At 31.2% G+C, this 21,345-nt stretch carries 18 protein-coding genes; 6 read left to right on the forward strand and 12 right to left on the reverse strand.

All coding sequences use genetic code 11. The annotated features are described in order from the left end of the window. Nucleotides 1–12: 12 nt before the first annotated feature. Both OTG27_RS03415 and OTG27_RS03420 read left to right on the forward strand, forming a co-directional pair. The gene (locus tag OTG27_RS03415) at nt 13–1,689 is read left to right on the forward strand and encodes a site-specific integrase (protein ID WP_268936217.1); all 1,677 of its coding nucleotides are present in this window, start codon (nt 13–15) and stop codon (nt 1,687–1,689) included. Beyond that, the gene (locus OTG27_RS03420) at nt 1,686–2,426 is read left to right on the forward strand and encodes a hypothetical protein (protein ID WP_268936218.1); all 741 of its coding nucleotides are present in this window, start codon (nt 1,686–1,688) and stop codon (nt 2,424–2,426) included. Before OTG27_RS03415 ends, OTG27_RS03420 begins: the two co-directional genes overlap by 4 nt. 245 nt (nt 2,427–2,671) lie before the next feature. Here the strand turns inward: OTG27_RS03420 and OTG27_RS03425 are convergent, their stop codons facing one another. From OTG27_RS03425 to OTG27_RS03440, 4 genes are all read right to left on the reverse strand, one after another. Next, on the reverse strand, nt 2,672–3,214 hold the full coding sequence (locus OTG27_RS03425; protein WP_268936219.1) for a hypothetical protein: 543 nt from the start codon (nt 3,212–3,214) through the stop codon (nt 2,672–2,674). A gap of 1,003 nt (nt 3,215–4,217) precedes the next feature. Beyond that, nucleotides 4,218–4,712: an excalibur calcium-binding domain-containing protein gene (locus OTG27_RS03430; protein WP_268936220.1), complete on the reverse strand. Its 495-nt coding sequence runs from the start codon at nt 4,710–4,712 to the stop codon at nt 4,218–4,220. Nucleotides 4,713–4,771: 59 nt separating this feature from the next. Further along, complete coding sequence (locus OTG27_RS03435; RefSeq protein WP_268936221.1) at nt 4,772–5,389, reverse strand: GIY-YIG nuclease family protein; 618 nt, start codon at nt 5,387–5,389, stop codon at nt 4,772–4,774. A gap of 148 nt (nt 5,390–5,537) precedes the next feature. Further along, nucleotides 5,538–7,205 (reverse strand): DUF262 domain-containing protein, encoded by a 1,668-nt coding sequence (locus tag OTG27_RS03440; RefSeq protein ID WP_268936222.1) that lies wholly within the window; start codon nt 7,203–7,205, stop codon nt 5,538–5,540. Nucleotides 7,206–7,386: 181 nt separating this feature from the next. Here OTG27_RS03440 and OTG27_RS03445 point away from each other — a divergent pair, with 181 nt between their 5' ends. Then, nucleotides 7,387–7,689 (forward strand): helix-turn-helix domain-containing protein, encoded by a 303-nt coding sequence (locus tag OTG27_RS03445; RefSeq protein ID WP_268936223.1) that lies wholly within the window; start codon nt 7,387–7,389, stop codon nt 7,687–7,689. A 116-nt stretch (nt 7,690–7,805) separates the two neighbouring features. On the opposite strand, the gene OTG27_RS03450 is transcribed toward OTG27_RS03445, so the two are convergent. From OTG27_RS03450 to OTG27_RS03470, 5 genes are all read right to left on the reverse strand, one after another. Then, nucleotides 7,806–8,648: a hypothetical protein gene (locus OTG27_RS03450; protein WP_268936224.1), complete on the reverse strand. Its 843-nt coding sequence runs from the start codon at nt 8,646–8,648 to the stop codon at nt 7,806–7,808. Then, entirely contained in the window at nt 8,629–9,597 is a 969-nt protein-coding gene (locus tag OTG27_RS03455) for a hypothetical protein (protein WP_268936225.1), read from the reverse strand. Before OTG27_RS03455 ends, OTG27_RS03450 begins: the two co-directional genes overlap by 20 nt. Next, nucleotides 9,590–9,808 carry a hypothetical protein gene (locus OTG27_RS03460; RefSeq protein ID WP_268936226.1) on the reverse strand — a complete coding sequence of 73 codons (219 nt, stop codon included), beginning with the start codon at nt 9,806–9,808 and terminating at the stop codon, nt 9,590–9,592. The genes OTG27_RS03455 and OTG27_RS03460 overlap by 8 nt, the downstream gene beginning before the upstream one ends. Nucleotides 9,809–10,136: 328 nt before the next feature. Beyond that, nucleotides 10,137–10,946 carry a DUF2971 domain-containing protein gene (locus OTG27_RS03465; RefSeq protein ID WP_268936227.1) on the reverse strand — a complete coding sequence of 270 codons (810 nt, stop codon included), beginning with the start codon at nt 10,944–10,946 and terminating at the stop codon, nt 10,137–10,139. A 287-nt stretch (nt 10,947–11,233) separates the two neighbouring features. Further along, the gene (locus tag OTG27_RS03470; protein ID WP_268936228.1) at nt 11,234–11,542 is read right to left on the reverse strand and encodes a hypothetical protein; all 309 of its coding nucleotides are present in this window, start codon (nt 11,540–11,542) and stop codon (nt 11,234–11,236) included. Nucleotides 11,543–12,128: 586 nt separating this feature from the next. Between OTG27_RS03470 and OTG27_RS03475 the strand changes: the two genes are divergently transcribed. Continuing rightward, nucleotides 12,129–12,434: a hypothetical protein gene (locus OTG27_RS03475; protein ID WP_268936229.1), complete on the forward strand. Its 306-nt coding sequence runs from the start codon at nt 12,129–12,131 to the stop codon at nt 12,432–12,434. 79 nt (nt 12,435–12,513) lie between these two features. Further along, complete coding sequence (locus OTG27_RS03480; protein WP_268936230.1) at nt 12,514–14,808, forward strand: KAP family P-loop NTPase fold protein; 2,295 nt, start codon at nt 12,514–12,516, stop codon at nt 14,806–14,808. A gap of 442 nt (nt 14,809–15,250) precedes the next feature. Here the strand turns inward: OTG27_RS03480 and OTG27_RS03485 are convergent, their stop codons facing one another. Further along, complete coding sequence (locus tag OTG27_RS03485; RefSeq protein ID WP_268936231.1) at nt 15,251–16,681, reverse strand: C2 domain-containing protein; 1,431 nt, start codon at nt 16,679–16,681, stop codon at nt 15,251–15,253. A 568-nt stretch (nt 16,682–17,249) separates the two neighbouring features. After that, nucleotides 17,250–17,528, reverse strand: coding sequence for a hypothetical protein (locus OTG27_RS03490; RefSeq protein WP_268936232.1), 279 nt, complete (start codon nt 17,526–17,528; stop codon nt 17,250–17,252). A 601-nt stretch (nt 17,529–18,129) separates the two neighbouring features. On the opposite strand from OTG27_RS03490, the gene OTG27_RS03495 reads away from it, so the two are divergent. After that, nucleotides 18,130–19,005: an AbaSI family restriction endonuclease gene (locus OTG27_RS03495; RefSeq protein ID WP_268936233.1), complete on the forward strand. Its 876-nt coding sequence runs from the start codon at nt 18,130–18,132 to the stop codon at nt 19,003–19,005. A gap of 690 nt (nt 19,006–19,695) precedes the next feature. On the opposite strand, the gene OTG27_RS03500 is transcribed toward OTG27_RS03495, so the two are convergent. Next, nucleotides 19,696–21,312: a hypothetical protein gene (locus tag OTG27_RS03500; RefSeq protein ID WP_268936234.1), complete on the reverse strand. Its 1,617-nt coding sequence runs from the start codon at nt 21,310–21,312 to the stop codon at nt 19,696–19,698. Nucleotides 21,313–21,345: the final 33 nt, after the last annotated feature.

The following is a 21,345-nucleotide window of genomic DNA, read 5'->3' on the forward strand; positions in this document are numbered from 1 at the left end:
AGGAAAACGGATTTGCAAATAGAGTTATTAGAAGATCATATAGACATAGATGCTTTATCAGAAGAAGTATTTTCCATTGATGTAAGCATAAATAATGCAAAGAGGATTCTGGAGGATCTTCAAGAAAATGACGAAATCTTTGATGGAAAGTTTGAAGATGATCAATGGGTTTTTGAAAAGAATTCTAGTAAAGGAAATACGCATATTATAGACTTCACTATCATTAAAAATTCTGTTAAGTTCAGGAAAGAATTAGATATATCGGATGTAACACTTATTAAGTGCTGGGTTGCTCAACTTTTAGAGGATTCTTATCCGGCGTCAGTACAAAGAAACTTAACGTTTTTAATTAGGGTTATTCAACAAACGAACTTTTTTAAACCAGAAATGTTAAATAAGTTTATTGAATACTTAAAAACCTATTCTCCTGGTGACAAAGGTATTGACGGAAAATTAGTCGTTAGACAAATGATAAACGCTTCGTTAAACTTCTTGACATTTTCTGAATTAGATTCTTTTCATACGTACCACAAACCTCTGATTAAACTAAAAAGGAGCCTGAAAATTGATAAAAATAATAGAGTCCTACCTAAGGGAAAAGATGTATTAACGTTGGATCATTGTATAGCCCGATACTTTGAAAGTGGATTAACCTCCCCTTCTACAATACTATTCTCTCCTATTTTAATATGGTGGAAAATTACAAATATAATACCTATGCGTATAAGTGAATTTTGTAACATTAAAAGAGAGTGTATATTTCCTAGCAATGGAAGTTATTTTATTATATTACCACGTAATAAACAACCTGCTTCTCATAGGAGAGTGCAAGTTGTAGATACGTTAGAAGTAACCAAAGATATATATTATTTAATCTATAATTATATCCAAGTTACCAATCCTTACGGGAAAAGTGAAACATTAATATCATACAAATCACTAATATCAAACGATATAGAATCTGGTGCCTTTAGAGTAACCAAAAAAGATAAAAATAACTTTCATAAGGATATCTTTCGTCAACTCTTAAAGCGGTTTTATAATGAGATTGTCTATGGTGTATACAAGAAATCGGTAGAACGAAAAGTAAGACCTAATGACACTAGACACTTTGCATTTTGTTCGTTAATGATGCAAGGAATATCCCCGCTTGAAATTGCTAGATTGGGTGGACATTCATCAATTGAATCGCAGTATCATTATTCAAATCATACCGAGTATTTTATTGATGTGGAGGTCGATAAACTTACTAACGCTTTAAAAAATGTAGACGGAACAATAAGAGGAACTACTTTTGAAAATGGTGAGATTTCTTTTGCAGATATTAAAAAAAGAAGTTATACTTTTCCTCAAAATGATGTAAGATTGCCGATGCAGGTTGGTTTTTGCACTGATGAAATGCAAGGTTGTGTAAGCGAGGAGTGTATGCTATGTCCCCATTGGTGGATTCATCCAAATAAGCTGGTAGAAATAAAGCCTATTATTGAAAAAAAGATTTTTGAAAGAAGACAAAAAATAATTGAAATGGGAGACTTTCTAAAGAAGTTAAATGAAAGTTTCACTGCCACTAAAGAAGCAGACGTCCATCCAAACGTATTCACTAAAATGAAAACTGATGGAACATCTATACAAGAGCATTTAGAGCAAATCGCTCGTCTTGAAATGTTAAAGGGGTATGATGAAGAATGAATAAAAGACCAGGAAGGAAACGGTTGGAATACAACCAGGCAGAACTGTATAGAATCATAAAACATTACAGGGAAAACGTAAAGCCTCACGGGGATATCGAGTACAGAAAATTATATCGTTATCATCTAGAACTCCACAAGATGCGACCTGATATTTGCAGCAAGACATACTCGGATGACTTTTGGAGAAAGAAGGGTCAACCAGGGCGAGAAGCAATTGATACTGCCAATAAGATTAGAATGGTAACTTTAGTCGACGGTAATGATAATATCAAAGACATCCCTAATGTCGTTGATGTAGTAAATAAATATCAAAATAAACCTGAGTTGCTAATCAAGCATTTGCAACCTCTTGAAAATGAAGTAAGAAGAAGCATACAAAAAGAGAGAGCATTAAAGGAGAAGTGTGATGCTTTGAAGCAAGAATTGGAGCAAGAAAAAGAAAAACGAAGGGAGTTGAAAGATAAGATAGTAAAATATCAAGATCTTCTTTTTAAATTGTTTAGATACAGCGATGTAAATGGAACTCCTTTAGAAAACCAATTAGATATGAATAATAAGAATAAGCGTATTAAAAAGGCATTAGATGAGGTGTTTGATACTCCACAAGATTTCTATACAAGTTTTGAGGAACAAAAAACTAATAAAGCTACCAAAGAAGATAATATTGTGCCCTTTACTGATGTTAATAAGAAAAAGAAAAGAACTTTGGCAGATGATTTTGATGGTAGATTTTAATAAATTCAAAAGAACCAAGAGGAACATTTTTATTACTTGGAATTTAGGAAAAAAGTTTATACGGAGCTCCGCCGCTTAAACTTTTTTCCCAGTTATTATATTAAAATTGTTAGTAGTTGCAGCTTTCTTCCACAATTATACTTACCTATGTACGTCATTTTTTACTACTATTAACTTCTTTAACAATGAAAAATAGTAAGTACTAAATCAAGAAATCAGAAGCCAGACTAACAAAGGATGCTTTCTTAATGACCGTCTCTTATTAATTGTGCCTCTAAAACCAGTGCTTCTTTGATTTTAGTTACAGTGTTATTGTAGTCATCTTTATTACTTTGACTTAACTCATTAGTAAACTCTCTTTTTTCCATTAAATCAATGAGATTTCTCATAACTTTGATCTTAGCAATTGATATTTTCTTTAGTGGTTCTATTGCTTCAATTCCCTGAACGTGTTCTAATTGTTCAAACCCATCTTTAATTTCATTTAGTTCTGGAAAAAAGTTAATATCTTTTTTTAATGATTTATCGTTTGAAATTTCATCTATCATTTGACTTATAATGTCCTTTTTTTCCGAAATATGTTTAAAATTAAAATCACCCTTTTTATAACTATCTGCTATACTATCATTAATTCTTCCTATATCTGAAAAAAGGTAATAGTACTTTCTTAATTTTCTACGTTGTAAACTAGTCCAAATACCTTTTATTTCACCTTTTGCCTCGAAAAGTAATTGTGCCAGTGAAATAATAACTTCTCTATTATTTCCACCTTTATTTTCCTCTGTCATAATACCACTCCCATATGAATTATTAAATTTTAATTATAATCCATAATTAACCAATCAGGCAAGCGTTTAGTTTCAACCCTTATTGAACTAACTTAGGGGTACTTACTCTTTGTTATTCTAATTTCAACAGATATCAGAAACTTTCCTTCATAAATTAAACTGCCCCGTTAGTTCCATAGCAAAAAGCGTTGACGCAGCAAACCCCGTTATAGAAGTAAAGCACCCGTTATTTCATTAAGGCTTATTGTAGAGTGGACACAAACTGTGATGTTCAATCCGAGATTAAATGACAATGGACTCGCAGGTAAAATAGTTGCCATAACAAAGAGAAATATAAATGTGTAAATTGAGATTATCCAAATTTAGCGATAAAACACCCCTTTCTATTAACATAGCCAATATTAAAAGGCTAAATTTATGCCAGTTTACCATATTACCCTATGGAACTATCCTGCCCCATTGTTGAAACAAGAATACCCGCCTCGGTGCCACTCCATTCTTTAATTCTTATACCAGTTAGCTTGTAATGCCTGATTTTCTTTCAACTATCATTATCCCCCCTCCTTCTTGCTTCAATATATTTGTCAGCTTGGATTTCGTCATCAAATGGTCCAAGGATATCATATTTTTGGCGGTTACCGTGGAAATTGGTTGAGTGTGTTATTCTTGCTGCGGCTCTTGCATTTTCTAACGATTTTCTTCTTATAATGCTAATACCTCAAAGAATCAGTTGGGACCGTTAAGATACTGTTTAATTAAATCCTGTGAATTACATCAGAGTTTTTTTACACCTATGTTGAAGATAATTAATTACAGGTAAATAATTGAACCATTAAAAAAAAAGTGGGAGTTTGACAGTGACATAGAACACAAAAACGCTCAGAGCCTTTTCCACTCTAAGCGTCATATTTTAATCCCCCAATTGAGGGCCATTTACTGTTGTTCCCACAAGGAGATGTGGTTATCTTCCTGATTTTGTACAGCACTCTGTGAGATGTCAGCATTAAGGATTCCAATCACAAGCCATTCCATCTCCGTCCCTGTCCAAATCGTGAGGGTCAGAATCTGGTCCCCCATTTGCTTCAAAGAACAACTGAGCATCGCTTTGGGTAGAAAAATCGGGGCAATTATGATCTACAGTAGTATATTCATAAGGGTTTTCATTCGTTTCATCTCCTGTTTCAGGATAACCGGCATCGGTGTCTTCAACATTAGTTTTCGTAAAAGGAGGGAAATCAAACATCCATAACAAAATGACCACGATAATTGCTCTTATTCCCCATCTAAGTGCAAATTTACTTACATTTTCTTTCTTATTTTGTTTTACTGGCGATTGATATGGAGAATTGGGTGCAGAAAAAGTGTCATTATTTGCTTTTGGAATAGATGCAGCAACCTTTGATACATTACTTTTTCTTTGTCTCTTTTTAAAGCATTGGTAACAGCGAATATAATTATTGTTTTTAGTTTTCCCACAATCGATACAGGTTCTAACCATTTCTTCGCCCTCTCATCATTTCATTATTTATGTAAGAAAGCTACATTAAGTAATAAGATTCACAGTTCTCTACTTTTTCTATTAACTAAAGCTTCGTCTAATCCCATCAACGTTCCACCACTCGTTCTATTTAAAAGATATTTTTTATCAAATAAATTGATAAAATTGTCTTCGTGCCCGTTCAGTTCGTTAGTGGGATACACAAATATTCTCGTGGTATCATAAGCTCTAAAGCTATCTATTGATAAAATGGAATTGTCTTTACTTCCGAAAATTAATCGGTCAAATTCTTTTTGTTTACTCCAATGAGACTGTATGCGTTTTTTAATATTATCACTTCTACCGATATAAGCTTGTGAGTATTCATCCAACACCATAATGTAATATCCAGGTACCTTATCAAAAGGAGCAAGGTCAGTAATTTCCTTAAAAAATTTTGTTTTACTGACAAATTCCATAAGTTCATTATTAAATTCTTGTTTAAGTAATGAATTATAATATTTTATATTCAAATCATAATTATATAAACTATCTACTGTATGATCATTTATGAATGAATCAGAGTAAACTTTTCCTGAACCAAACGAACTTATATTTCTTACTTTAATGTAATTATCCCTTGTTAGTTTTAAACCATCAGGTTTTTCTCGTGTAGTCACACCAAAATGTTTAACCATTTTTTTCTTACTCTCCCTATATATATCTATTTTCCACATATTGTACCATATAAAGCTGACCTGCCCCTTTAGTTGCATAAAGAAAAAGCTGCCTTAAAGACAGCACCTGTTTCAACAATCGGGACTTCATCTTAAAAATCTAACTAATTTAAACAAAATTATTGAAATTCCATATTTTCTTGGCTATTCCGGCAAGATAGGCACTCCTAATCGATATTTCTTCAAAGGTCCACTTTTCTTCTTGGCATATTTCTTTGGTCAACATTATTATAGATTGCTCATATTTTTTTTTCTTTTCAAGAAAAGGATAATTTGAAGCTGAAATGTTAAGCTCACTTCCAAGTAGAGTTAGATTTCCTATTCTATTCACAAACATTGAATACTCAGGAGCTCGTGATCCTAATTCTTTTTGCCAAGTGGTTTCAATTTCTTTAACACTTTTTCGTACTATTTCCCTAGGCATAATATGCTCTATATGAACATCCGTTCGACCACTTATCGTTTTTTCTTTTGTATTGTTTGTCAATGCATTTTCTATCATTTCTAAAATATATTTTGTTTGTGCCGATCTTGTAAAATCTCGGTTTTGAAAGTTCAAATAAAACTCATTATCAGTTGGGGCTCTTTTCTTCAGAAATTCAACTATATAAGAAACCGGATTTTCTTTAGAAAAGGATTCTAAAGCAAGGTGATTGTAAATTCTATCAATGTCTCTGGTCGAAATATTGCAAATACTACGTCTTAGTGTAAACACTTCAATGGCTTCAAATATGTTAATAAATTGTTCTTTATTTAAATTCTCAGACAAGCATTTCATAAGAAGTGGATAACTTGTGGTTCCTTCTATACGGACTATTGTTTTTAAACGATCATCTACTTCCTTAATACCTAATGTTCCATTATACAACTTTAAATACATTTTAGATTTGAGCCATATATCTTCAACTAAGTTATATAAATTATCACTTGAATCAATTAACTTTTGATATTTCGAATATAATTTTGGTATTGGAACTACCCCATATTCAATTGAGAACAAATAATGTCTAAAAAATCTCACTTTATCGTGACGAACCGACTCTATATCCTCAATATTTTCGATGATACTATCCCATATCTCAATGCACTCTTCTAAAACCGATTCATTGGCTGCAAATTTACTTAACAAATAATTCTTTATCAAATCTACAGATGAAAGAGATAGTCCACGATTGTTTAGGGTCTCAAATAGCCTAAATGCGTCATAATAAGAATCTGTTACCATTAAAACAAGATCAAGTGAGTCTAACAGTTTTGTATAAATATTCTGCCATTGTAACCTACTGTCTTGAAGCATTTCTTTGAAAAAATAATATGCTTGAATGATTTTTTCATTTTTCAATTCTTCCCTTTTAATACGTTTTTCAACTAACTTTTTAAATACTTTGTTATCTTTTCTCCCTAATATTAACTTGGCCTCAACTTCATCTATTGTTGAACTTTTTAAAAAGTAGTTATTTATGTAAGAAGCACGATCTTTATCGATTTCTTCTGCTAAATCACGAATCGCTGTTAGAAGTATAAGAATGGTCGTGATTCGCTGTTGCCCATCTACAACCTCAAAAAAAACAAATCCATTTTGACGTTCTTGGCTTATCGTAATAATAGATCCTAGAAAATGAGTCTCATCTCCATCAAGTCTAATTAAATCCTCCCACAAATCATTCCATTGATCTTTCCCCCAATTGTAAGGTCTTTGATAAAGCGGTATTCTAAAGACTTCATTTACACTTCCTAGTAACTTTCCTAAATTCAGTCTTTTCGTGTCGATTGACATTTTTTCACCTCTAAAGTTGGGTTTGATATGCACCATTATATTCATATACGAATATTTTTAAACATAAAATATTCGATTTCGAATAAATAATTTTTTATTTATTCATTTTTGCTATGATAATCCCACTAATACAAATAAATAAGTTAAAGAAATAAAACAAAATAGAATGAGGGTTTTATCTATGAATAATTTGGGTGAACGATTGAGAGCCATAAGATTAGAAAAAGGTATATCAAGTAATCAACTGGAACATCTATCAGGGGTTAGTCAATCATCTATTAGTAAAATCGAAAGTAGTATTCATTCCCCATCTATTGAAAACCTTTTAAAAATCTGTGAGGCTCTAGAAATTTCTATTATTGATTTATTTGATGACAATGAAGAAATTTCTAGTGATTTGTTGAACCTAATTAATACAGCAAAAAAATTGTCTACACATCAAAGGAAAAAAGTTACAGAAATGATTGAGTCATTTTTAAAATAGTTTCAATCTTAATTCCTTTATAAGTCACCAAAAAGAGACTAGACTTAACTAGTCTCTTTTCGTTTAGTTAGAATATATGATATATTTCCTACACATAAAATATTTTATAAAAACAATCACTGTGGTTCTCCTGGTATTAAATTATCAAAAATTACTTTTATTTCGTCTAATAATGTTAATATCTTCTTATTATTTTCCTCATCTTTTTGTTTATCTCCTTTAATATTATTTCCTATCTCCTCCAAATTACTGTTAATATTGTGTAATTCATTTTTTTGTTCAACTAACTTAGTTTCTAACCCATTTTCTTTTTTATCTTGAAATGAATATGTAATACAAGATACAACTCCTATAATGCATAATGTAATAAGGGAATTTCTCAGAAAGGAATAAGTACTACTAACATAATTATTAATTTTTAAGTTAATTTTAGTATTTAACTCCGAATAAAATGATAAAAAGAATATAGTTTCCTTCTCTTTTTCATCATCATCATTTAATAATCCTAGATATTCGTAATCTGTTTCCGACAAATCATATGTCTCTTTTAATTCTCCTGCATTTAACGATGCTATAGAAAGAATAGCTCCTATGGTGAGATATATTAAACAAAATGAAAATAAAATCCCTAAAATTAACAAAACAGAGTTACTATTTAATTTATCTTTTATTCCGAAAAAATAATTTGACAATCCCAAAATAACCGTAACAGAAACTGTTACAATTAAAATATTACTTTTAGCTTTGTCTTCAATAGTTTTTCTGTGTGTAAGGACTTTATCAAAAAGTTTAAGTGCCTCTTCTTTTTTTATATTTTTAAAAGCATTCATATAATCCGACAAATAATTATCATCATTTGATACTTCTAACTTTAATGTTTCTATGTCCTTATTTAACTTCTTATTTGCCTTCACCATTAGAATTAAAGGGAAAAACCAATCAATAAGTCGATAAAGCATAATTTTCATCACTTTCTAGGTAATCACAGATACCTTTATAAATTTGTAGACCCGAACTGTCTACTAACCAAGCCCACTCTCCAGTTGGGTTAACCTCAATAAAATAATATTCCCCATTTGATTCAATTAAGTCTATTCCACCAAAGGCTAATCCAAGTGACTTAACTATCTCTACACAATATTGCTCAATATTTAGTGGAAGGTTAAATGGAATATAGGAGAGGTTGTTTTTTTCTAATCTCCAATCACCATCAATCCCTTTCCCTTTTTTTTCAATTTTCACAGGGTATACACTTTTCCCTATCACAGTTACCCTAACATCAACTTTAGGGTAAATATAATCCTGTAATACCAAGGGTGATTTGCTCAAGGTAGAATCTAATACTTCTCTGCCTTTAACAACAGAACTATATATAAATGCTTCTTTATTTTCTGTTCTTAGTAAGGCCGTATCCAACGTTTTAACAATATAATCTTTTTGGGGATCAATCTGAAGGTTATTTGTATTAGTAACTATAGTACCTGGGATTGCAAAGCCAATTCTAGCAGCATATTTAAGTTGCAATAGCTTATTTTCCGCTTTAAAAGTTGAAATAGGATTATTAACCCATTTTACATTTTCAAATAAAGTTAAATTTCGTATAAAGGCAGTCCATTGAGACCTATACAACTGTTCTTCAACATCAATATCAGGTTGAAAGTTATCTCTAAGATAAATCGGAGCACGATAATAAATGGCTTTTAACGTTTCTTCCCTTAGAATAAAATTCTTATTTTCAATTTTCACTTGAAGTATCAATTCATTTATTTTAAAAATGATTTCGTAATTTTCAAACTCATCACGATTCAATCTAAGATATTTTAATTTTCTTCTTTCTAACTCCAAACATATATAATCAGTAGTAAAGTCAAATTTATTTGAAATAATAAGAAACTCGATCTTATTCACCTTTTTGATCCTCTCCTGTTTCAACATCTGCTTTTTTGGTTCGTGGCTTTGGTCTTTTTGTATCAAGAACATAGGGCTGGCTGTCTTTTTTGTCAATCCAATAACCGGACTTATCTAAAAAAACATAATCATTTAACTCAGGTTTTTGTCTTGGCTTTTCATAAATAAAAGCCTTTTGAATTAATAAATGTTTTTGCTCTTTACTACTCATAATTTATCCTCTTTTCATTTTTTAATTGTAAGGCTCATACCTGTAATCAATTTTGAATAATTCTTGAGTAATTATGTTTTAAGAGATAAAGCTAATTCTCAAGTAATCATCTATTATTTCTTAACTTTATTTATATTCTCTTTTTCAGGATAATTATAACATTTTATATAATCTAATTTAATTAAATTTATAATAAGTGTGTAATTTCCCATCAAGAAATTTTTTGGGGTACTAAATACGTATTATAATGAAATTGAAAGGAAATGATCGCTTAGAAGATGATGTTAGTTCTATAAAACTGTATCAGATGAACAATCTTGTAGAAAGCTTAATGTTTTTTTCCTTTTTGTTTCCATTCATAGGTTTCAAGGTTAAAATATGCACCATTTTGCATTCTAAGCCTTGTAATCTTTATATCTTCGTCAAGTACTGACCTTACATTTTTTACCTGATTTCGATTTGTATTTAATCCAAAATAAATTCCTGTTGGTTTAATCGGAAAATCTTCTAACCCTCCCTTTCCATCGTCGCCCTGTAAAATTATTCTCCATTCTTTTTCATAACTCCAACTCTTATGTTTCAAGAGCATTGAGTAAAGTAACATTATTACTGATTCTGAATGATTTTCACCTTCAAAAATCCTCTTTAGTGTTTTTGTGCCTTCATATCTTTTTTCTTCATATTCTACTGGATATAGACCTCTTGATAATTTACTTTCAAAAGGGAGTTGAGTCAGGTCATATTCAACACAAATACCTTTATGATTATCACCGTAGTGTGCCCACATTGGCATATTAAAAGGATTTTCAGTAAAACACGTGATTTTAGTCATTCTCTGTAAAATTTCAAGTGATGAATTGATATTTTTACTATTTTTAATACTGAAAACATTTTTATTTGTCAATTGGTTTAATAAAACTTCTTCATCATAATATAAAGCTGTACAATCAAATGGGTCATTTAAATTTTTTGGATTGGAAAACCATACTTTATTATTCTTTAATGAATCAATGTTCCTTTCAGAAAGGGATTGATACTTATATAATTTTTGAGGTATATGAAAATGTTTAAATCTATATGCCTTCTCTCTATCACCATTACTATACAAAGCTATAAATTCATTCATCCATTTATTCACTGAAATTCGCTCCTTAAATTACAAAATTAGTTTTTTTCTAATATCACACAGTGGCATTGCAATAAAATTAGCCGTTTCTGTTATAATGATGCTCGTACCTTTCTAACTAAAACGGCCGCTGAGCTGCTAACAAACTGAAATCCACAATTCTGCTCCTGAAATCTCCCTTCCTTTCCATATACATTCCTTTTAGCTTCATTTCAGGCTTTTACTTGCATTCCCTATAAAAAACACCTGCAATTTTCTTTAAAAGGAACAATGACTTATTTCCAGGGTCATACATCAGTTTAAGATTTGTAATTAAAATGTCCTCTAAGTTCATTCATTGCTCCCATCACCAAATCTAAGTCTTGATCTAAAATATGACAAGGGTACTTATCTTTTATTTCTCCTCTTTTTCTTGCTTGTTCAAAATCAGGATTCGTCCCATATTGTACAAAAACAACACAAGCTCGATGAATGTGATCAGGATCTGATGAATGCCAATGAACGGTACCATAATACACACGATAATACCTTTTTTTTCCTTTTATTTCTCCGAAACTTGATGGAATTAGTTTGTTTCCCCATTCCTGATAAAGTGGCTCTGTATACATTTATCTCACCTCAACGTTTTGTTATGAGGTAATCATAACCTGAATCTAAATATTATGTACAACGTCAAAATAGAGGTTTTTTCCTATGAGATTTCTATAACGATTATAGAAATATCCCCCGAATACTTTGAATTTCATACATTTAGTAATTTTCGTTCAATTGAACATAAAATCTTATTCTCAGCTTTGATTTGAGTTATAATTTTTGAAGATACATTTAAAGCCAGAGAAAAATGACATCAATGATAAGAATACTTTTAAGATATAAAACTGGTAATTTTGTATTTCAAGATTTCCTACAAATGATGATGTGTTGTTTGTAATTGCCTTTATACCTAATAAGCAAGTTTCAAGGTTTTTCTTTTTTGAAGTAGCGGCAACAAACATTTTAATGAAAAAAACTCAATGATGCTAAGTCTATTGAAGAAAACCACATAGTTTTCTTTGAAAATTCAATGAATTATTGTCGCCCACTATTGGTTTGATTTGTTTAATATATGACATTAACAAATTCATTCTTATTAAAATCAATATTTGTATTGAAAAAGAGGCCTAGGTAAATTAATTAAATTTTAAAGGAGTTTTTATGGAACTAAGACAACCAAAACCACAAAAGAACCCTAATTGGATTCCAATTATTATTTATAAAAATGGAATAGAAGTCACTGAGTTCAGAAACTTGCAACAAGCCTTTCGTTATTTCAGACCGCTTGTATCTACTTCTAACACCCATATATATGAATTTCTTACAGTAGGAGTATTTGAATTCGAACCTTATTCGTTAAATAGTGATTTATATGAATTTCGTACTTATGATGAAAGAAGAAAAAGACGTTTTGTAGAACTTGAATTGAATAAAGAAACAGGAAGAAAAGGGAGAAAACGAGAATAGTCTTGGAGAAATATTTACGAAATCCGTTGATAGAGACTTATTTCATTACCTTTCCCAATTTTTAAAAAGGAGTAATTTTATGTTCATAAGTGATAGACCAATTACTAAGCCAAATGAAGATATACTAGATAGAAAAGCCTTTTCAAAGCACTTAGGAGATGCAATATGTGATTGGAAAGAGAATGAAAGTTTAGTTATAGCATTAAATGGAGAATGGGGTGTTGGGAAATCATCTATCATTAATATAGCTTTAGACCAAATTAATGATGACATTAGTATAGAGAAACCAACTGTTATTACTTTCAATCCCTGGATTTATTCTGACCTAAATAATTTAACTACTGTGTTCTTTCAGGAAATATCCAAAGAATTAGAACTACAGAACCAAACTATCAAAGATAAAGAAATTGCCCAAAAGTTAAGACTTTATTCTAGCTTATTAAATGTTATACCAAACAAAACAATTATAAAGACAAGTTATAATAAGTTGATCATTGGTTTAGGTCTGGCTGGCATTTCATTAAGCACATTATCAAAGTGGTTAGGTATTTCTAATTCTACATTAGAAATTTTATTATTTCTTGCTGGTGCTGGATTAATCCTCACAGAATTAACGAAAGAAACACTAACAAAGCTATCTGGTTTTTTTGAAACAAGGTCGATAACATACGAGAAAACAGCCATTGATGTAAAACAAGAAATAATAAGTGAATTGTTAAATCGAAATAAAAAGTTAGTAATAGTCATTGATGATATTGATAGGTTAACTAGTGGAGAAATAAAAGAAATTTTTCGTTTAATAAAAATAAATGCTGACTTCCCAAATACTATTTATTTACTTTCATTTGATAAAGAAGTTGTTGAAAAAAATCTTGATGTATCACTAGGTGTTTCTGGCAAAAAATATATGGAAAAAATTGTCCAAGTGACATTTGATGTTCCCAATGCAAAAACAGAATATATACATCAATATCTTTTTAACGAACTTGATCGTATACTATCACGACTACCTGATTCTGCAAAAAAATATTTTTCATCTGAATCTTCTCACTGGGCTAATGTATTTCAATCTGGAATAAAATGTTTTTTTAAAAATCTTAGACACGTTAAACGTTTTGTAAGTAGTCTTGAATTAAATTTGTTACAAATGTGTAGAGATGATGTTATTGAAGTTAACCCAGTTGACTTTATTGCTATAGAGTCAATAAGAGTATTTGTTCCAGAGTTCCATAATTTTATGAAGCAAAACAAAGAGCTTTTTACTTCAACAAGAAATCACACTGACTCCTCACGACACAATAATGATAATCAAAGACAAAAATCTTTAAAGGAGAATATTACTCAATATACAGGTCAATATGAAGAATATATAACAAGGCTTTTAAAGCATTTATTTCCTCAATTAGAAGGAGTAATTGAAAGCGGATATTCTTCATATGGGTCTGATTGGATACCAGATTGGACCCGTAACCTTAGGGTATGTTCCCCGACCCATTTCGATAGCTACTTTGTTTATCTTCCAAAAGGGTCGAGTGATGAAATTAGTCAATATGATTTGGAAAATATCCTAAAGAAAATAAATAATAAATCTGATTTTGAAACAGAGTTAATCCGTTTTTTGAAAAATGAAAAAATTAATGGTTTACTAGAATTATTGCAAAACTATACAAATGATCAAGCTAAAATCCCTTCCGATTGTTTCAAAAATATAATAGTTCCCCTTTTAGATATCATAGACTACTTACCACCTGAAAGGACAGGAATATTTGATATCAGTGAAGATATGAATATTATGCGAATTATTTATCAATTATTAAAAAGGGAAAATAATCAGGAAAATAATTATGAGTTACTACGTGATGCTGTATTACACTCAACCTCACTTTATGGAATTGTTAAAAACATCTCCTTAGGAACTCCGAAGAATGGTGAAGAAGATAGCAATATGATTAAATTGGTTAAAGATGAACATTTATCCATTCTAAAGGCACTATGTGTTAAAAAAATTAAAGAAAGTGCTAATGATAATACTCTTATAGAGAATGATCACTTACCTTACATTCTATATCGTTTAAAAGAATGGGATAAATCTGTTGAAATTGTTAAGTTTGTGGATGAGTTAATTACTGATGAACAATCACTATTAAAATTTTTATCTACTTTTAAGAATACATCTTTCTCCTCATCAATCGGCAATTACGGTACAATTAAAAGCGATTATTTTGATATTAAATCATTAAATTACTTTGTACCCGATAGTGAAACTATAATAGAAAAACTAACTCAGATTAAAAAGAATAATAATCTACTATACGAGGAATATATTGAAATTATAGACTTATTCTTAGACAGTTATGGTAGTGACAGCATTTAGATTAATGGTAACAATACTTATTTGCAAAGATTTAATACTTTAAGACGGAGAGCAAAAATATCCAGATAGCCTGAACTAATGGTTGGATGTCACGTAGTCTAAAATCGACTTACGAGACATCCCTTTTTCTATCGCGAAATTAAACTTCCTATAATTCTTCCTTGCAAAAAATACATCTTCCCCTATTATTTTGTTGGAATATACTTGATAATACACGATATCTTTGTGAGTATACCCACCTTCCTAAATAAAAGTGCTCAATAATCTTTAGCTACTTGTATGGGGAAATTAACTTGTATATCACCTTTAGACGTAAGGTTCAGAACATACAATCTATACTAAAACTGCCAGCTGAAAAGACCCCCTCATCATTGGATGAATAAGATCTTTTATATATCTGAAGCTTTGTTGTTTAAATAAAGGATGTGTATTTAATAAACTATCATATCCTTAGCAACTTTCTTAATCCATTTTTATTTTTAACGTTATCTAAAAGCAAATGAGATAGTTTCCCTAACATTTCGGTTAATTCGTTCTCGAATTGAATGGTATTATCATCCGTTCCTGTATAGGCGTGCACGAGTTCGTGTACAAGAGTGCCAGCAAAGGATTGCACACTACTCAGTTGCTCCCGTTTAATCAGGATGCGTTTATTGGATGGATCCCATAAACCCAGGGCGTCTCCCCCACTATAATGATCCGGCCGCATCGTTTCAGAAATCACAATACTCTTCACAATCGCCTTTTTGCTGGGGAACCAACCCACAATGGTATCTTTATAAGCGAATATTTCTTTCTCTTTTTTGCTCAGGTTTTTAACATCCACAATGTTAAACTCGAAATTTTGATTCCATTCTTCCGCATAGGTCTCTAAATTTCTAAAAGTATTGCCATTTAAATCTTTATTACTTTCCAATTTGGTGGCCAGGTTGTCAGGGATAGTAATAATTCGCATTCCTTCATCCTTTGCATAACTGAGGTATTTTCCTCCATCCATTAGATCATACGCCGTTAAAAACAACACCTTTTCCTGACTATTTAATATTCTACAAGCGTGCAGCTGAACGTCTACCCATAGCAATTCATCGTGAGCATTCCCTGTTTGGATCCTTTGTAAATCATCTACTAATTTCCCCGCAGAAACCGGACTGGAGCATTCTAATAAAATCGATTTCACACGATCGGAGTATGCACTTCTTCCTACGTTCGTCCGCTCTCTATTCAGAGATTGGAGCAGCTTCTTCGTCATAGAGGTAATATTATAAGAAAATAACCAGTTATCTTCTTCTGCCACACATATTCCGTTCACATAAATTCTAGCCGGCTTCTCTTTATTTTCGATGAGAGAACCATACTTTGTTTCTTCTATAACTTGTTCTCCTGAATACAATAAAAAGAAATCTTTGGCTTTTTCAATGTCATCATCTTGAAGCCCTGTGAATATAAAGTCTGTTCCTATTGGGTTAAGGACGGATGGTTCATTAACAATCGCGTGTAGGGTGACCACATCATCGAAATCACCTTTTGGTAGTTTTTCAATTGTAATATCGCTGAATTTAGATTGAATGATGATCTCTATTTTTCTTCTATCAAAAGTGGCCAGAGCATCTTTTAATCCTACCCCAAACTTCCCTATTACTTTATTCGGATTTTGGGTTTTCTCAATATTTTCGTTTTGTGTTAAATGCTCATACTTTAATCCTCTTCCAAAATCCTTGATATGCCACTTACCTTCTTCGTCTTTGAAGATAATAGGCTCCTCAGTTCCCGACAGATTCGCTTCATCTAAAGCATTCGCAATGATCTCCCGCAATGCGTGCGGAATAGTCCAGTGCTCCAATACCTTCTCAATATTTAGGTCGAATTTTTTCATTGGTATAGAACCCCTTTATTAAAAATAGATATTTTTGTGTGCAATTGAATTTTAAACCATATTGATAAATAAATAAAAAGAATCTTTTCATTTGTATGTATACATCTTTATGCCCATATTCGAATTGCATACCTGGTATTGATAAAACGGTTGATCTTGTTTAAGATATTTTGTTGGTAAATGAATGTTTAATTAGGTTTAGAGCATTTTAAAAAAAGCAACTCATAATAGAGTTGCTCTTCACCAGTTACTTTTCTTTTTTCAACTCTTCAAGTTGTTCAGGAAAAATACCAGTTATATCTAAAATTGTTTCATCTGGGTATTTACCAATACTTCTTTTAGCCTGTACATATTTTCTTTGCGACCTATTTCACGATTTTTTAATATATTAGTTATTGAACTATCTTCACGTTCTTATTCTGCCTCTTGCATAATCACCATCAAAATCATTTTCCTTTTCTCGATAACCACACTGGCTGTCTGCATACTCGCGTTCCTGTACGCTTCTTCCAGCTAAATCCACTAAATGTCCCTTCCGCTACAACCTTAATAGTCGTTATGGACCCTGTTAAAAGGGATAGGGATAGAGATATAAAATAAAAGAAATAATTAAAAATAGAACAATAGAGATACCTGCTTTAATCCAAATTATTTTATTGCTTATTCCAGCTTTTTTTTCTAAGTAATTTATGTAACCGGCTGTAAGTATAAAACCAGCATAGGCAATGATGTATCCTTCAATATCATTCATTACAACTTGATACTTCAAAGCACCTACCCCGACTAGAATGATACCAATAGTTCCAAAAAACATATTTAAATACAAATGATTTTTTATTTTATCCATTTTTTCTCCCCTAAATATTTTAAAAATCATAATTTAACTACCTACCAATCTTGAACCATCCTTCCTAAAATTTCAAGTGAATCTATCGAGGGTTTAAAAATGTTAAGAACAGCCATCCTAAAAGCCTTTAACGACAAAAGAGTAAGTTGCTAAGAACCAAATGGGGGAAGTCGATTTTTATATTTTAGAATATTGTTCATATAATTTTTGTTATTTTTGAGAGAACTATAACATTTGATAGCAACAATTGTGAAAATTTAGTGTATGGGTTAACCTTAAATTATCTCAAGGTACAAAATTAAAGGAGAAAAGTGATGGGTTATCTTGGAATTACTTTAAAATGCCACCAACTTTGAAATGCTCCAGAACTTAGGAGATTATTGAAAAAGATTTTTAAAATTCTCTATTTTGTTTTTTATCCGGGCAGAATTCTATCTTAATGACTAATGACTGATATAATATGAATTATATGGCTATATGAAATTTGTTAGATGGCTGGGTGCCTGACTTCACTAATAAGTGCTGATCAGCCACTCATTTTCTTATGGAATAAAAATATATTTGAAGCAAAAAGCTAGATTAATCAAGGCGGGGGAAAAAGATGGATGCGAAAAAAGAATATTTAGTTCGAACATTTTCCAGGACTAAAAGGAAAGATTATGAGAATTATATTTTAAACAGGATTTGGAATCGATTAAATCGGTTAGATTTAAAACCTGTTACTCAACAATATGTGAAACGAGCGGATGGTAAATACGCCTTGCTTGATCTATATTTCCCACAGATTCATTTAGGGATTGAATGTGACGAAGGGCATCACAAAAGTAAAGCACTTAATGATGAAATTCGAACATTAGAGATTGGAAAAATGTTTCAAGCAGTTAAGGAAAATGAAATTATGATTGAACGAATTGATGCCACCGACTCAATAGAAATGATACATACTAAAATTGAACAGATCGTTCAACTAATCAATAAAATGGCTTCTAACAGCGAGATAATACCTTGGTCTGAAGACATAGATAATGCAGCGTTAGCAGTCAAGAAGGGGACATTATCCGTTTATGATGAGTTTACGTTCTGCACAATTTCAGAGGCGATGCGTTGTCTAGGAAAGAATTATGATAGTCTACAAAAATCTTATTGGAAGTTTAATGAACGCTTTATGATGTGGTTCCCCCAGTTATCTATAGACATTGGACAAGGAAATGTCTCAAATACTCGAGGATGGATTAATCTTTTTAACGACAATTGGACAGAAATTGAAGAAAAAAGAATGGAAAGGGATTATATTCCACTAAACCTCCCGGAGGGTACACCAAGAGATCGAATTACTTTTATGAAGGTTAAGGACCCCATATTTAGAACGAATAAGTATCAATTTGTTGGTATTTTTCAATGGGATCATATCGAGGGGAATTCGGTAATCTATAAACGAGTTGCCGAAGAAATTGATATAACCCCCTACAATAAATAAAGGGGAATGATAATTGCGTCTCCATTTTAGCAAATAGCTTTAACGAGGGAGGAGTTACCTCAGTAATTTCATCTTATTTAATATTAGAGTGCATTGTTAGCGAGTATACAAAAAGGCCTTTAATCGGGGACTTTAAATGTATTTCCAACCTTCGTCCATTCAAATACCCTTATAAAAAAAGTGTTGGTTCGTTACCAATTGTACCAAACTACAACTCCCAATATGATAATGGGGACGCAAGCCATAAATACTCCATAAATAGAAAATTCGAATTCCTCGGGATTTCCCATAAACGCTCTTTGACCAGCTCTATCCAGGGAAGGTTTGTGTATTTTACTTTGTTCTTCAGTTTTTTTACTCATAACTTACCCCTTTTATAATAAATTTGTGGAAATCATTGAATTTACGTACCTTTTGCTATGCATCGCTTGTTTAGATACTGAAGTTAATATTAACATAATTATCCAATCAATTTAAAGCGTGATTAATATAAAATAAAGCGGACTGAGGTAAATCAATTAGAAAGAGTATATAGTTTAAATCGACATTTTAACCAGTAAGAAAAATGATTACATTATTTAATAGGCTTTGTTAAACATTAATTTTGATTTCTGACGAAATAAAAAGACCACTTATGTGGTCTCCTTTATCCAATGAAACTAACGTACCTGTTAGTTGAAGTACAATCCCTTAGATCTTATATATTGGTCGAATAGTTCTTACACCATCTTCAGACACATACTGTCCTTTAATATATGATTCGAACATTTCTAGACTTATAAAAGTTACAACATCATCTTCATCTTGAAGTTCTATTTCTAAGGGCTTTGAAGTTATGAATAAAAAATGTACATTTACTTCCCCTTCAGTAGCACCAATATGTTTCTTTAACTTATCTGGTTCGCTTAAAACTAAGTTATATCTTCTCCTACATTTAAAGTAATATCCTTTATCCCGAAACATCTTATCATAATCAGAAACCATACTACTTGAATTAAGTGAATCACATATATACTTCGCCTCAATTAAAAAAAGTTCATTGGTCTCTTTTGAATAGAACATTACATCAAAATCACCATAGTCTATTTCTCTCTTGCCCCATATTGTAGAATAACGTACTTCAATCTCATCAATTGTACCATTATAATTTTTTCTAAGTATATCTCTGGTCAGTGTAACTAACCTATCACCCAACTCTTTATTTCTAGATTGAAAGGCTGTCAACAAATCATCTATTGGGTTCTTAGCATATACGGCCCCACCATTTAATAAATAACTAGTCCAAGTATCCATAGCCCTTTTAAGTAATTGTACATTAGTCATAATATAACCAGAGTTTAATTGTATAAAAGGCTTCAAGCTAACACGATGTTCATTAGTCTCGACTGTCCAAATAAAATTATCATTCGCTCTTAAATGGGTAACAACATCCCCTTCCTTCAAAGTTAAATTATTATATACTACATCTGAATTAACTTCTTCAATTCCTAAATTTTCAATAAGCTGGGTAAACTCATATTTTGACATATATTCCTTTAAACCATATTGCGGAAGTCCGTAAAGTATAGCCATATAAGAGAGAAATGATAAACCATACTTATCTTTAAACTTTTTTCCAATTTCCATACTATTGGCATATTTAAATTCTTCATCGCTATATAAATTACCTTGATTCCCTGTAATTATTGGATTATCATAAGTTATTGGATGATCTCTATGTGCTTGTATAGGTATGTCTTTATTTGGTGTTATGTCTAATCCATAAAAGAACTCTCTTGCACCAAGCCCTTTCAAATCCGACATATGTAGTAAAGAAAAATTCATCGACGCTACACCATAAAGATAAGCATCTACCAATAATTCAGTATTAATTTCATTGCTTTGATAATATGTTGCCTCACCAATATTTTGAAATAAAAGTGCATTTTCAATCCATACACTTACCCCGTCCAGAAGGCATTTCGAAATTTGTTTATTAACTTCAAACATTTCTAATGCCTCCCCATCACGAATATTTAAAGACTTCATTACTTGTCTAGCTTCTTTTTGCTCTATATAGACCTTATAGACCTTGGCAAATATACTGTGGAGTTGACCTATTAGCACCCTGGAATCAGTATCCTTCATTCTTATTCTCATATTTAACTGTATTTTTTTTATCAGCGTGTCAAGTAGTTGAACTGCTTCACTGCGAGTACGAATCTCTCGGTTTTTTTCCCCAAGATAGTCATTAAATCTTTTCTTTAGGATACGTTGGGGTATTTCAATTTCGTACCATAAACTCCTAGTTCCAAAAAACATCGTCATATTACTTACCTCCTATATTATTATACAAATTAC

The sequence above is a fragment of the Peribacillus sp. AS_2 genome, from assembly GCF_026891895.1.
GTDB classification, from domain to species: Bacteria; Bacillota; Bacilli; order Bacillales; family DSM-1321; genus Peribacillus; species Peribacillus frigoritolerans.

Excerpts from the sequence above, each read along its gene's own strand:
- OTG27_RS03420 (WP_268936218.1), top strand. The coding sequence starts at position 1,686 with ATGAATAAAAGACCAGGAAGGAAACGGTTGGAATACAACCAGGCAGAA.
- OTG27_RS03425 (WP_268936219.1), bottom strand. The coding sequence starts at position 3,214 with ATGACAGAGGAAAATAAAGGTGGAAATAATAGAGAAGTTATTATTTCA.
- OTG27_RS03430 (WP_268936220.1), bottom strand. The coding sequence starts at position 4,712 with ATGGTTAGAACCTGTATCGATTGTGGGAAAACTAAAAACAATAATTAT.
- OTG27_RS03435 (WP_268936221.1), bottom strand. The coding sequence starts at position 5,389 with ATGGTTAAACATTTTGGTGTGACTACACGAGAAAAACCTGATGGTTTA.
- OTG27_RS03440 (WP_268936222.1), bottom strand. The coding sequence starts at position 7,205 with ATGTCAATCGACACGAAAAGACTGAATTTAGGAAAGTTACTAGGAAGT.
- OTG27_RS03445 (WP_268936223.1), top strand. The coding sequence starts at position 7,387 with ATGAATAATTTGGGTGAACGATTGAGAGCCATAAGATTAGAAAAAGGT.
- OTG27_RS03450 (WP_268936224.1), bottom strand. The coding sequence starts at position 8,648 with ATGCTTTATCGACTTATTGATTGGTTTTTCCCTTTAATTCTAATGGTG.
- OTG27_RS03460 (WP_268936226.1), bottom strand. The coding sequence starts at position 9,808 with ATGAGTAGTAAAGAGCAAAAACATTTATTAATTCAAAAGGCTTTTATT.
- OTG27_RS03470 (WP_268936228.1), bottom strand. The coding sequence starts at position 11,542 with ATGTATACAGAGCCACTTTATCAGGAATGGGGAAACAAACTAATTCCA.
- OTG27_RS03475 (WP_268936229.1), top strand. The coding sequence starts at position 12,129 with ATGGAACTAAGACAACCAAAACCACAAAAGAACCCTAATTGGATTCCA.
- OTG27_RS03480 (WP_268936230.1), top strand. The coding sequence starts at position 12,514 with ATGTTCATAAGTGATAGACCAATTACTAAGCCAAATGAAGATATACTA.
- OTG27_RS03485 (WP_268936231.1), bottom strand. The coding sequence starts at position 16,681 with ATGAAAAAATTCGACCTAAATATTGAGAAGGTATTGGAGCACTGGACT.
- OTG27_RS03490 (WP_268936232.1), bottom strand. The coding sequence starts at position 17,528 with ATGGATAAAATAAAAAATCATTTGTATTTAAATATGTTTTTTGGAACT.
- OTG27_RS03495 (WP_268936233.1), top strand. The coding sequence starts at position 18,130 with ATGGATGCGAAAAAAGAATATTTAGTTCGAACATTTTCCAGGACTAAA.
- OTG27_RS03500 (WP_268936234.1), bottom strand. The coding sequence starts at position 21,312 with ATGACGATGTTTTTTGGAACTAGGAGTTTATGGTACGAAATTGAAATA.